This is a genomic window from Arthrobacter sp. UYCu512 (assembly GCF_040547075.1).
Classification (GTDB): Bacteria; Actinomycetota; Actinomycetes; order Actinomycetales; family Micrococcaceae; genus Arthrobacter.
This window is the reverse complement of the sequence record NZ_JBEPPA010000002.1, coordinates 120986-133199: the sequence shown is the minus strand read 5'-3', so window position 1 is coordinate 133199 and position 12214 is coordinate 120986. Positions and strand designations below refer to the sequence as shown.

The window sequence follows — 12214 nt, the reverse complement described above, 5'->3', positions numbered from 1 at the left end:
CCATCCGTGTCCGCCCAACCGTTTCCGGGCCGGTGGCATCAATTCTTGCGGCGCGGAAGGACCAGCAGTGCGTCGCCCACCGGCCGCTGCCCGGCTGCGTCGGAGGGGGAGTTGACGACCTGGCCGGCTACGACCATGGTGGTGGAGCCACCGCCGTCGAGGTTGATGGCGTCCACCATTCCCAGGGACCGGGCGACGTCGGCGGCTTCTTTGATGCTCAGCCCGAGCGATGTGGTTTGGCGTCCGTCGGCCGTGACCAGGAGGGTGCGCCCTTGGGCGTCGACGCCCGCGATGGTCCTCGGGTTGCGCTTGTGGACCCAGCCGTAATAGAAACTGTTGTTGTCGTCGGCGTGAACCATACCGTCCTTTCGGGCGGTGATGTTCTCGACGCCGCCGGAGACGAGCATCGGCCCGCCGTTGACGACGGAGGTGGCCCCGCCGGTCTTCTCCACCTTGCCGGCTTCATTGCTCAGGTCCGATTCGACATCGAGGCGTTTGCCGAGGATGGCCACATCCTTGAGCTTGGCCACGTCCGCTCCGGTGGCTTGCACTGTGCTGCCGGCGGCAGGGACGGCTGCACCCCGGGCGTTGTTGACCGCTGTTACGGTGCCGTGTTGATCGAGGATTACTTCGAGTCCCGGACCGGACGGTGTGGAGGGACCAAACTCCCCGCTGAAGGCGACGGTCTCGTCGGGGTCCGTGCAAGTGGCGTCGTGCAGGGGCAGGTTGGTGGGAAGATCGCCGGTACCTCCGCAGTTGCGGATCAGCCCCGGTACCCGGTTCAGGCCGTCAAGGGCCAGCGGCGCGCCGTGGCCGGGGGACGAGATGCGACCGCTCCAGGTCAGCCGTTTGATTGATGATTCGTTCTTTTTGCCGTCGATGACCAGAGCCGGCCGGTCCGCGACGGGTTCGCTGAGCAGTTTGCCGCCGACCACTGCGGTTCCGGCCGGGTCGCCTGGTGCACCGGCCCTCGGGTCCAGGACGAAGTAGCCGCCGTTCACCCCGGCCAGGGCAGTTTCGGCTGTCGCGAGCTGGCTTGTGGTTTCCCGGTCCTGCAGGTCCGGGCCGAACCCGGAGGTGAGCTCACCCCGGAAAGTCTTCGGATCAAGAGTGAGGACTTCCAGCTTCCAGGGGCCCCGGGTTGTCCCTGCGGTCCCGGCATCACCGTCCCAGCCGGTGTACAAGGCGGAGGCGGCGTAGCCTGCTGCCTTGAGCTGGCTGATCGTTGCCGTGCCGGCGTCCTTCGATTCAAACGCGCCGGCGCGCACACGGTATCCCAGGTCTCCGCCGGCGTCGGCGAGCTGGGGTGACTGGACGTGCTCAACCCGCGCCTGGACTCCGGCGTCCCGGAGTTTGAGGGCCACCGCCTCGGCTGTCGCTGCATCCGACAATGCGGAAGCCGGAGCGTCGGGATCGGCAGATGTGGACGGGATGGCGACTTCGGCGGTCCAGAACAGCGCGGCGTCCGGAGCGCCGCGGGTGATGGAAGTCCGTGTCAGGCCAGGGGCCAAGGTGGTGACGGTTCGCGTCTCGGGAAGATCCGGGGCGCCGAGTTCGAGTTTGCCGCCATCCTGCCGTCCGTGTACCTGGGATGCAGGCACCGCGGTGTCTGCGAAGGACACGCCTGTTGGAGCAATGAAGGCTGCCGGAAGTCCAAGGGCAACGGCGGCAATTGCGGCCGCACCTTTTCGCAAAGTGGGAGGTGTCATGGCTCGAAAATACCTTCCCCGCCACCGGCTCCGGCTACCCCCGGGCCCCAGTTCGGAAGGCCTTTGCCGACTGTTCACGCGCTGTTTCGCGGCGCGGACGGCAGCTCGACAACCGCCTCAGTGCGGCCGTAGCGGCGCAGTCAGTCCCGGCCGGCCCCGCCAAGGACTGTGACGTCCAGGGGCATGCGGTTGGCGCGCCGCAGGCGCCCGGCCAGCACGTTGCGCACCCCCCGGGTCACCATTGTTGTCCTGCTCAGATACCGGTACTCGGCGGCATCCGAGGTGACGAGTTCCACGATGGGGCGCGCTGCGTCGTCGGCGGTCTGCCCCCAGAGTCCGACGACGATCTGCAGCCCGCCCAGTCGGTGCCCGTACCCGGGCTGGGAGGTGATGTGCCCCAGCATGTCCGTCATCACCAGTCCGGGGTTCATGCCATGTACCCGCACGCCGCTGCCTTTGGTCTCCCGGCGCAGCGTCTCGGTGAACTGGCGGACCCAGCGCTTGCTCGAGGTATAGGCGTTCTGCAGCGCCACCGGACCCTGGTCGCCTTGGCCGTAGATGTTAACGAGGTCGCCGTGGCCCTGGGCGAGGAACACTGGCAACGCGACCCTGGAGCCGTGGAACGTGCCGAGGATATTCGTGCGCACCACCCGCGTGAAGTCGTCGACCGGGGTAGACGCCGTCGGCCCAAAGACGCCGGCGGCACCTGCGTTGTTTACCCAGATGTCGAGCATCCCGCGGCCGAGGGCCTCCTCGCGCAGGGCCTCGACGTCGGCCAGTTCTCCGGTGTCGCAGTGACGTCCGGACGCCGCTATCCCTTCCGTGCGCAGCCGCTCGACGGCGGCCGCGACGTCGACCTCCGACCTGGACGCCAGCACCACAGTGGCGCCCCTGTGCCCCAGGACCCTGGCCATGGCAAACCCCAAACCACGTGTCGAGCCAGTCACGACGGCCACGCGCCCGCGCAGGAGATCTTGTTGTGAACTCATGGTTCCCTCTTACGCGAACCTGCCGCGGAGGGCAAGAGCCACCGGCGGTGAGACGGTCCCGGATGCCGACCCGCAGTTCGCCCCCGCAGGATAGCTCACCCCGGTTTGGCCTCCGGCCCGCGTGAACGTTCGAACAAGCAGGCCGGGCACCAGCGGTGCCCGGCCTGCTTGTTGCCGGTGGTGGTCCCTGGCCCCTAGTGGCCCCGGGCGATCCAGTCCTGCAGCTGCGGCGCTTCGGCACCGACAGTGGTCGGGTCACCGTGCCCGGTCCGGACCACGGTGTCCGCCGGCAGCGTCAGCAGCCGGCCCTTGATGGACTCGATGATGGTGGGGAAATCGCTGTAGGACCGGCCGGTGGCCCCCGGACCGCCCTGGAACAGGGTGTCGCCGCTGAAAACGGTTCCCTCCTCCGCCAGCAGGAAGCACATGGAACCCGGCGAATGTCCGGGCGTGTGCAGGGCCACGAGCCGGGCGCCGGCGACCTCGAAGCTGTCGCCGTCCTCGATCGCGTGGTCCGGTTCGGTTCCCGGGAAGACCCGCTCCCACAGCATCCAGTCGTCCCGGTTCAGATATACCGGCGCGCCGACGCGGCCGCGGAAATCGCCGACGGCGGCGATGTGGTCGTCGTGTCCGTGGGTCAACAGGATCGCCTTCACTCTCCGGCCCGCAACGGCTGCGGCCACGGCACCGGCGTTATGCGCCGGGTCGATCACAACGCACTCCGACTCGTCGCCCACGATCCAGACGTTGTTGTCAACATCCCAGGTGCCGCCGTCGAGCGAGAAGGTACCCGAGGTGACCAGACGGTCGATCCGGAGGCCCTGCGCGGAACCTCCGCTCACAGTTCAACCACCGATCGCAGCACGGAACCGCCGTGCATCTTCTCGAAGGCCTCCTCGATCTGGTCGATCGTGATCCGTTCCGTCACAAAGGCATCCAGGTCCAGCTTGCCCTGCTGGTAGAGGTCGATCAGCATGGGGAAGTCGCGCGAAGGCAGGCAGTCGCCGTACCAGGAGGACTTAAGCGAGCCGCCCCGGCCGAAGAGATCCAGCAGCGGCAATTCCAGGGTCATCTCGGGATTGGGCACACCCACCAGGACGACGGTCCCGGCCAGGTCCCGGGCGTAAAACGCCTGTTTGTAGGTCTCCGGACGTCCGACGGCGTCAATCACCACGTCGGCGCCGAAGCCGCCGGTCAGTGCACGGATTGCCTCCACCGGGTCCGCGGCGGAGGAGTCCACGGTGTGGGTTGCGCCGAGGTCCTTGGCGCGTTCGAGCTTTTTGGGATCAATATCAACGGCGATCACCGTGGTGGCACCGGCGAGCGCGGCACCGGCAACGGCTGCCACGCCGACACCGCCGCAACCGATGACGGCGACGGTATCGCCGCGCTTGACGTTTCCGGTGTTGATGGCCGCGCCGATGCCTGCCATCACTCCGCAGCCGAGCAAGCCGATCGCGGCCGGGTCAGCCTCGGGGTCGACCTTGGTGCACTGCCCGGCGGCGACGAGTGTCTTCTCGGCGAACGCGCCAATGCCCAGCGCCGCGGTGAGCTCGGTGCCGTCCTCGAGTGTCATCTTCTGGGTGGCGTTGTGGGTATTGAAGCAGTACTGCGGCTGGCCGCGCCGGCACGCCCGGCATTCGCCGCAGACGGCGCGCCAGTTCAGCACCACACGGTCGCCGGGGGCAACCTCGGTGACGTCGGGTCCAACGGCGCTGACAACGCCGGTGGCCTCGTGGCCGAGCAGGAATGGGAAGTCATCGTTGATGGCGCCCTGCTTGTAGTGCAGGTCGGTGTGGCAGACACCGCAGGTGAGGATGTCCACAAGGGCCTCCCCGGGTCCGGGATCCGGGACCAGGATGGTTTCCAGGGTGACGGGCGCGCCCTTGGAGCGGGCTATGACGCCTTTGACTTTATGGACCATGGGAATAGCTCCTCTGCTTGTATCGGGGTTTTTGCCGCACAACATTCTTTCGCATAACGAGCGACGGCACGGCCTCCGGGGAGACCCTGCCGTCGCTCGTTACCGGTTCAAAGGTGGGCTTTAAGCCGCAAGGCGGCTTTTGACCTCAGCCGCGGAGGGGTTGGTGGCTGCAGTGCCGTCCGGGAACAGCACAGTGGGGACCGTCCGGTTACCTCCGTTGAGCTTTTCCACGAGATCGGCGGTGCCTTCAACTTCTTCGATGTTGATCTCGGTGTAGCCGATGCCCTGGGCATCCAGCTGCTTCTTCAAGCGGTTGCAGTAGCCGCACCACGTGGTCGAAAACATGGTGATGGTGCCGGATTCGGGGGTAAAGTCCACGAAGTTCTCCTCAAAGCTGGGTGCCGGCGCTGGATGGCAGCGCCCATGCCGGCAAAAGTGGGATGTCACTGCAAATAACCGTAACCTGCGGCGCGCTATTCCCGGGCAATGCCCGCGCCGTGTGCGCTCAGCGCCCGGGAGGTGAGGCCCGACACCCTCCGGCAGGTTGTGGAATAGGGTCCCGGCGGCAGCCGTTGACGCTGGCATGAAGGCAATTACTTATAGCGAATATGGCAATCCGGACGTCCTTGAATTGGCAGAGCTCCCGCTGCCGAAGGTAGGGCCGGGCATGGTCCTGGTAAAGGTCAAGGCGGCGTCGGTGAACCCGGTCGACTGGAAAATAATGGCCGGCTACTTGGACGCGGCGATGGACGTGCAGTTCCCGGCGGTCCCCGGCTGGGATGTGGCCGGCGTTGTCGAGTCGGTGGGGATCGACGCGCCGCATTTCCGGCCCGGCGATGAAGTCATTTCCTATGGCCGCAAGGACTACGTCCACGGCGGTAGCTTTGCTGAGTACATCGCCCTGCCGGAGCGGCTCCTTGCGCGCAAGCCTGCATCCCTGGGGTGGAATGCCTCCGCAGGTCTTCCGCTGGCCGGTTTGACGTCTTATCAGGTACTCACCCGGCTGGGTCTCACGGCGGACGAGACGGTGCTGATCCACGGCGGCGCCGGCGGTGTGGGGTCCCTCGGAATCCAGATCGCCGTGGCGCTCGGCGCCCGTGTAATCGCCACCGCTTCCGAGAAGAACCACGACTTCCTGCGTTCCCTCGGCGCCGAGCCCGTCAGCTATGGCGAAGGACTCGCGGAGCGGATTCGTGCCCTGCGTCCGGACGGCGTCGACGTTGTCGCAGACTTCGTGGGCGGGAATCTCGAAGCCACCCTCGCTGTCCTGGCCGACGGGGGCCGGCACGCCTCGATTGCCGACAGTGAAGTGGAGCAGCACGCCGGGACCTGGATGTGGGTCAACCCCGTAGGCGCCGAGCTGCAGGAACTTGCCGACCTGGTGGACGAGCACAAAATCCGGGTCGAAATTGCCCGGACTTTCCCGTTGCCGCAGGCGGCAGATGCCTTCCGGTTCAATATGGAAGGGCACACCCGCGGCAAGATAGTCCTCACCGTCGACGACGCGCCCTGATGCGAAGCGGCGGCCGGACGCCGGCCGCCGCGGGCCCGGGTTCGAAGACCGCCGGATGACACCGTTTGGGCGCAGTGGCATGCTGGTGCCATGTGTGGACGCTACGTGATGGCAAGGGCCGTCGGAGACCTGCTGGCCGAGTTCGACGCGGGACTCGAAGAGGAGACCGTGATTCCGCCGTCGTGGAACGTGGCCCCGACCGCGGAGGTGCCGATCCTGCTGGAACGGCTGGTGGACGGCACGCCGGTCCGGCAGTTGCATATCGCCCGCTGGGGCTTGGTGCCGTCCTGGGCCAAGGACCCGGGGATCGGCTCCAAGATGATTAACGCCCGCAGCGAGAGTGTGCTGGAGAAGCCGGCGTTCCGGAAGGCAACCCGGGCCCGGCGGTGTGCGGTTCCCGCTGACGGATACTACGAATGGAAGGGCCAGGGCCGCGGCAAGCAGCCCTACTACGTGCACCCGAAGGACGGCCATCCGATAGTTTTCGCCGGTCTCTACGAATGGTGGAAAGACCCCGCCAAGGCCGACGATGACCCGGAACGCTGGCTGCTCTCGACGTCGATCATGACTACCGACGCGCCGCCGGAGGGTTATGCCGGGGGGATGCTGGCCGAGCTCACGGCCCTGCACGACCGGGTTCCGCTGCCAATGCACCGGACGACGCTGCAGGCGTGGCTGGATCCGCAGGCCGACGATGCCGCAGGGCTGGTCGATCTGGTCCGGGCGGGCGCGCACGACGTTGCGGAGGGCTGGACGATCGACGCCGTGGGTACCGCGGTCGGGAATGTCAAAAATGATTCCCCGGAGCTGATCCGGCCGGTGGGAAGCCTGTTCTAGGGATGCGCACACAGCCGTACTGCAGTGCTGCGGCGGGCACGCGGGGTGGCCGGTTCAGAGTGTCACCTTCCCGCCGCCGTCGACCGCCCAGCTGGGATTGAAGGCAACTTCCCAGCGGTAGCCGTCGGGGTCGGCGAAGTAGCCGGTATAGCCGCCCCAGGGCTGGGTCTTGGCCGCCGCGATAACGGCCGCTCCGGCGGATTCGGCTTCCGCCATCACCCAGTCCACTTCCGCGGCGCTGGCCAGGTTGTGGCTCAATGTGATGCAGGGAATGCCGGCGGGTGGATCGGTGCCGGCTTCTGCCTGCATCTGGCCGGCGTCCCAGAGCGAGAGGATGAGCCCGTGGTTGGCCTGGATGAACAGAACCTCGCCGCGGACTTCTCGGTGGACGGGCCAACCCAGGCCATCGACGTAGAAACTACGGGAGGCGCCAACGCTGCGGACACCCAGTGAAATTAAATCGACTCGTGGCTGCATCTTTCGATACTGTCATGGACATGTCCACAAATCACGAAAACGATAAAGCTGCCAAAGCCGACCGGGAACAGCTCGCGGCTGTCCGGGTGGCGGTTGACGAGGTGGACGAACAGATCGTGTCCCTGATCGGCCGCCGCGAGCGCCTGATCCGGATCGCCGGAACCCTCAAAGCGGACAGCGCCGAGGTGCGGGCCCCCGGACGCGTGGAGCGGGTGATCGAACACGTCCGCACCACGGCCCAGCAGAAGGACATCGACGTCGACCTCATCGAAAAAACCTACCGGGCCATGGTCGATGCTTTTATCACGCTCGAGCTGGAGGTTTACAAAGCCAGCTCCTGACGGGCGGCTTAGAGGGCTTCCTCTACCGCAACGTTTGACTGGTACTCCCGGCCGTCACAGTCGCTGAATGCCGTCATCAGGTGGCCCTTGGCCAGGCCCATGACCGTGCTGAGCGGGAAATGCCCGGTGATGGTGTTTCCGGAGTGGTCGACACCCTTAAGGTCAAAGTTCTCCTCCGTGCCGTCATGGCTGAAGCAGTAGAAGGACACCGCCTCCCCGTTCATAAACTCGATCCCCATCCTTCGCTGGTGGGAATGATCCGGTGTTGCCGCGACGAGCCCCACCACATAAGCGCCCTGGCCGGGGATGTTTCCGTCTATATCGAACTTCGCCACCAGGGACGTGTCCTCGGCGGCGATGCTGACGTGTTTCAGAAGTGCGTTATGGGAGCTCATGGCTCAATCCTGCTACCTGCGCGTACGTCCGTCCACCCCTGACCTAGGTTTTGCCGAAGGACCGTCGTAGACTGGAGTTGTTCGAATATATGTTCGAATTGTTGCCGATCGTTTTTCTACCGGTCGTTTTTTCACATGGTGTGGTCCGGGAGGCGCAGTGGGTATGTTCAGCGAGACCGTGGACGTCGTCTGCGCCCCTTCGGGCGAGCCTTTGACGCTCGGCTGGGCCGGCCGCCACTACATCCTTTGTGCGGAACCGGTCCGCTGGTACGAGCGGCGTCAATGGTGGGCTGAGGAACAGCGGGCACCGCTGGGAAGCGGTCCCGGGCTGGTGGATCACGAGATCTGGCGGGTGCAGGTGCGCCCGGCAGATTCCACCGACACCGACAGCCTCACCCTTGACCTCACCCGGCATGTGGGCAGCGGACGCTGGCGCCTGCTGCGGATCCACGACGCCCTGCGTCCGTTCCTTGCGCCCGAATCAGCATGAGCTTTACGCATCTCCATGTTTCCACCGCCTTCAGCGCCCACTACGGGGTCTCCTGGCCGGATGAGCTGGCCGCCGCCGCTGCCGCGGACGGCGCGACGGCGCTCGCCTGCACGGACCGTGACGGCCTCTATGGAACAGTCAAACACCTCAAGGCCTGCATGGCTGCGGGACTTGATCCGATTGCCGGCGTGGAACTTGCGGTCTTTGACGACGACGGCGACCTCCGCACCGAGGTAGCGGGACGTGTGGTTGTGCTGGCCCACGGGAACAACAGCGGTGCGGGCTACCGTGCGCTGTGCCGGCTGATCTCCGATGCGCATGCCCGCACCACGGGCAAGGCCGGGGGAGCGGTGCCGGTCGCGGTGACCAGGTCCGAGCTGGCCTCCCGGACCCTGCACCCGGAAACGCTCAAGCCGGTGTTGACCGTGCTGATCGGCCCGGACTCCGACGTGGGACGTGCCATGGGCGGGAGGCGCTACCTGCGCCCCCGCACCCTGTTCAAACGCTGGCTCGATGCCATGCCCCCGGGAACAATCGCCGCCGAGGTGGTCAGCCAGCTCAGTCCGCCCGGGGAACCGCTGAGCACCGCCCACGCTGTACGGATGCTCAAGCTTGCCGCTGAGCACGGGGTTCCCGCTGTATTGAGCAACGCCGTGCGTTACGTCGCCGAGGACGGGGCGGCTACCGCGGACGTGCTGGATTCCGCCCGCACGCTGAAATCGTTGCCCGAGCTTTCCGCCGCCCCGTTGCTTCAGCCCAACGGGCAGGGCTGGCTGAAATCCTCCGGCCAGATGCTGCAGTTGGGCAAGGAGATCATGCACGCCGCCGGATACGGCGCTGCCGACCTCAAAAGCCTGATGGCGCAGACCGAGGCGCTCGCGGACCGCTGCAGGATGGACCCGGTAACGGACATGGGCTGGAAACAGCCCGTGGTGCCGGAAGCCACAGTGATCGGAATCGCCGGGGATCCCCTCGCCGAACTTATCCTGCGCTGCGAGGCCGGCATCGGCAGGCGGTTCCCGGGGATCACCGGCAAAGCTGCCGGGGAGCTGCGTTCGCGGCTGGAGCATGAGCTGGGAATCATCGACAACCTGGGCTTCGCCGCGTACTTCCTGACCGTGGCCGAGGTGTCCCGGATGATCCTGGACATGGGGGTACGGGCAGCGGCCCGAGGCTCGGGGGCCTCCAGCCTGGTCAATTATCTGATCGACGTCAGCCAGGTAAACCCGCTCCAGCACGACCTGATCTTCGAACGCTTTCTCTCCCGGGACCGTGCCACCCTGCCGGATATCGACATCGACGTCGAAAGCGCTGAACGGCACAACGTGTACCGGAAGATCTTTGAGCGCTTCGGGTCCGAGCGCGTCACCCTGATGAGTATGCAAAACGGCTACCGCGCTCGCGGTGCCGTGCGAGACGCCGGCCTGGCACTGGGCATGGAGGAAGGCGAGATTGGGGACATCGCCAAGCAGTTGTGGCGATTTTCAGCCCGGAACTTCCGTGAAGCGCTCGTGGAGAAGCCTGAGCTGAAGGAATTCGCCGGCCGGGTGGGACAGCGCGACTTCAGCGGGAACCAGCAGCTGGATCTGCTGGTGGACCTCACCGAACGGCTGGACCGGCTGCCGCGCCATATCTCCATGCACCCTTGCGGGGTGATCCTGGGGGATGCGACCCTGCTGGACCGGACGCCTGTCCAGCCCAGCGGGCTGGGTCTGCCGATGAGCCAGTTCGACAAGCACGACATGGACCCGATGGGCATGCTCAAACTCGACGTCCTGGGTGTCCGGATGCAAAGCGCCATGGCCTTCGCCGTCCGCGAAGTGATCCGGCTCCATCCCTCCAAAGCCGAGGTGGTCGCCGCAGGCGCACATCCGGCAGGGCCTGACGGGACGGGGCCGGACTACATCGCCGAGGACGGTCAGATCGACCTCAACGCCGTGCCGCTCGACGACGAACCCACCTATGAACTGATCCGCAGTACCCATACCCTGGGCTGTTTCCAGATCGAGTCACCCGGTCAGCGCGAGCTGATCGGCAAGCTCGCGCCCAGGGAGTTCAATGACCTGATCATCGATATCTCCCTGTTCCGGCCTGGTCCGATGAAATCGGATATGGTCCGGCCTTTCCTGGAGTACCGGCATGGATTTGCACCCGAGGTTTATCCGCACCCGGACCTTAAGCCCGTCCTCAAGGAGACGCACGGCGTCACGGTGTTCCATGAGCAGATCCTCAAGACCTTCGACGTGATGACCGGATGCGGGCTGGCGCGGGCCGACGAATTCCGCCGCGCCCTCGGCAACGATGTACTCGAAGGAAAGGTGGAGGAGTTCTTCCGGAAGGAAGCCCGCGCCCGGGGGTACAGCCCCGCAGTGGTGGACAAGGTCTGGGGAACGCTCAAGGCCTTCGGAAGCTTCGGGTTCTGCAAAGCCCACGGCGCTGCTTTTGCCGTACCCACCTACCAGTCGGCCTGGCTGAAGGCCCACCACCCGGAGGCGTTCCTCGCCGGACTGTGGGAGCACGATCCGGGCATGTATCCCAAGCGGCTCCTGGTGGCCGAGGCCCGGCGGCTGGGAATCCCGATCCTGCCCCTGGACATCAACCGGAGTCACGCCGAGTACCGGGTGGAACGTGTGGATACCGGTCAGGACCGCGGCAGACTGGGTATCCGGCTGAGCCTGAACGGCATCTATGGACTCTCCGGGTCCGAGCTGAAACGGATCGTGGCAGGACAGCCCTATGATTCGCTCGCGGACCTGCGGGCCAGGTCCCGGCTGAGCAGGCCCAGCATCCAGCGGCTGGCGCAGCTCGGTGCTTTCGATTCCCTGCACCGGGCCGCCGGCGGGGCCGCGAACCGGGCGGACTTGGTCCATCACCTGCAGGCCCTGCAAAGCCGGCCGCACCGCAAAGGCATCGACGTGATCGATGGTCAGCTGTCCCTGCCGCTGGGTGATGTCGAGTTGAAAAACCTCAAGGCCGGGCTGCCTGCGCCGACCCTGGTGGACACCGTCAGGGCCGAACTGGACCTGATGGCCGTGGATGTCAGCGACCACTTGATGGCAAGCCACCGGCCGATGCTGGACCGGCTCGGCGTCACCACCGCGGACAAGCTGCTGGGGTTGCGCAACGGCACCGAGGTGCTGGTCGCGGGGGTCCGGGTCGCCACCCAGACCCCTCCCATGCGGGGAGGCCGGCGCGTGGTGTTCATCAGCATCGACGACGGCACGGGCTGTGTGGACTCGGTATTCTTCCATGAAGCCCAGGAGCTTACAGGCCCGCTGCTGTTCGGCACCCGGTTGTTGCTGATCAGGGGAACAACCCGGCGGACCGGACCGAGGGGGATCAGTATCAGCGCCAGCATGGCCTGGGACCTGAGCCGCACGCAGACCCTGCCATTCCCGGCCCCGGCGGCCGGGATCCCGGACTACCGGGAAGCTGAGCCGCCGGGCCCGCTGGAGGGCATCAGCCGCCACCTCGCCATTACCGGGCTGGGAGGCTGAGTGGCGCGTTGGTTGGCCTCTGCAGAAACCGATAGCATGGAC

Annotated in this window: 12 protein-coding genes; 5 read left to right on the top strand and 7 right to left on the bottom strand. The window is 66.2% G+C overall.

Annotation, left to right across the window (positions count from 1 at the left end; all coding sequences use genetic code 11):
* Positions 1-38: 38 nt before the first annotated feature.
* From ABIB49_RS03155 to ABIB49_RS03135, 5 genes are all read right to left on the bottom strand, one after another.
* Complete coding sequence (locus tag ABIB49_RS03155) at positions 39-1709, bottom strand: phosphodiester glycosidase family protein (RefSeq protein WP_226775077.1); 1671 nt, start codon at positions 1707-1709, stop codon at positions 39-41.
* A 140-nt stretch (positions 1710-1849) separates the two neighbouring features.
* Entirely contained in the window at positions 1850-2698 is an 849-nt protein-coding gene (locus tag ABIB49_RS03150) for an SDR family NAD(P)-dependent oxidoreductase (RefSeq protein ID WP_354156672.1), read from the bottom strand.
* A gap of 194 nt (positions 2699-2892) precedes the next feature.
* Positions 2893-3540, bottom strand: a complete 648-nt coding sequence (locus tag ABIB49_RS03145; protein WP_282360207.1) for an MBL fold metallo-hydrolase — start codon at positions 3538-3540, stop codon at positions 2893-2895.
* Positions 3537-4622, bottom strand: coding sequence for an S-(hydroxymethyl)mycothiol dehydrogenase (locus ABIB49_RS03140; RefSeq protein WP_226775080.1), 1086 nt, complete (start codon positions 4620-4622; stop codon positions 3537-3539). Before ABIB49_RS03140 ends, ABIB49_RS03145 begins: the two co-directional genes overlap by 4 nt.
* 120 nt (positions 4623-4742) lie before the next feature.
* Complete coding sequence (locus ABIB49_RS03135) at positions 4743-5000, bottom strand: mycoredoxin (protein ID WP_024367105.1); 258 nt, start codon at positions 4998-5000, stop codon at positions 4743-4745.
* 205 nt (positions 5001-5205) lie between these two features.
* Here ABIB49_RS03135 and ABIB49_RS03130 point away from each other — a divergent pair, with 205 nt between their 5' ends.
* Both ABIB49_RS03130 and ABIB49_RS03125 read left to right on the top strand, forming a co-directional pair.
* Complete coding sequence (locus ABIB49_RS03130) at positions 5206-6135, top strand: NADP-dependent oxidoreductase (protein WP_354156671.1); 930 nt, start codon at positions 5206-5208, stop codon at positions 6133-6135.
* Positions 6136-6225: 90 nt separating this feature from the next.
* On the top strand, positions 6226-6972 hold the full coding sequence (locus tag ABIB49_RS03125; protein WP_354156670.1) for an SOS response-associated peptidase: 747 nt from the start codon (positions 6226-6228) through the stop codon (positions 6970-6972).
* 54 nt (positions 6973-7026) lie between these two features.
* On the opposite strand, the gene ABIB49_RS03120 is transcribed toward ABIB49_RS03125, so the two are convergent.
* The gene (locus ABIB49_RS03120; protein ID WP_282360201.1) at positions 7027-7449 is read right to left on the bottom strand and encodes a VOC family protein; all 423 of its coding nucleotides are present in this window, start codon (positions 7447-7449) and stop codon (positions 7027-7029) included.
* Between the two features lie 14 nt (positions 7450-7463).
* Between ABIB49_RS03120 and ABIB49_RS03115 the strand changes: the two genes are divergently transcribed.
* Entirely contained in the window at positions 7464-7790 is a 327-nt protein-coding gene (locus ABIB49_RS03115) for a chorismate mutase (RefSeq protein WP_226775185.1), read from the top strand.
* 8 nt (positions 7791-7798) lie between these two features.
* On the opposite strand, the gene ABIB49_RS03110 is transcribed toward ABIB49_RS03115, so the two are convergent.
* Positions 7799-8185 carry a hypothetical protein gene (locus ABIB49_RS03110; RefSeq protein ID WP_226775084.1) on the bottom strand — a complete coding sequence of 129 codons (387 nt, stop codon included), beginning with the start codon at positions 8183-8185 and terminating at the stop codon, positions 7799-7801.
* Positions 8186-8342: 157 nt separating this feature from the next.
* Here ABIB49_RS03110 and ABIB49_RS03105 point away from each other — a divergent pair, with 157 nt between their 5' ends.
* Together ABIB49_RS03105 and ABIB49_RS03100 are read left to right on the top strand one after the other, a co-directional pair.
* Complete coding sequence (locus ABIB49_RS03105) at positions 8343-8675, top strand: DUF6504 family protein (RefSeq protein ID WP_354156669.1); 333 nt, start codon at positions 8343-8345, stop codon at positions 8673-8675.
* A complete protein-coding gene (locus ABIB49_RS03100; RefSeq protein WP_226775086.1) occupies positions 8672-12172 on the top strand; it encodes a DNA polymerase III subunit alpha in 3501 nt (1166 codons plus the stop codon). Before ABIB49_RS03105 ends, ABIB49_RS03100 begins: the two co-directional genes overlap by 4 nt.
* The last annotated feature ends 42 nt before the right edge of the window (positions 12173-12214 follow it).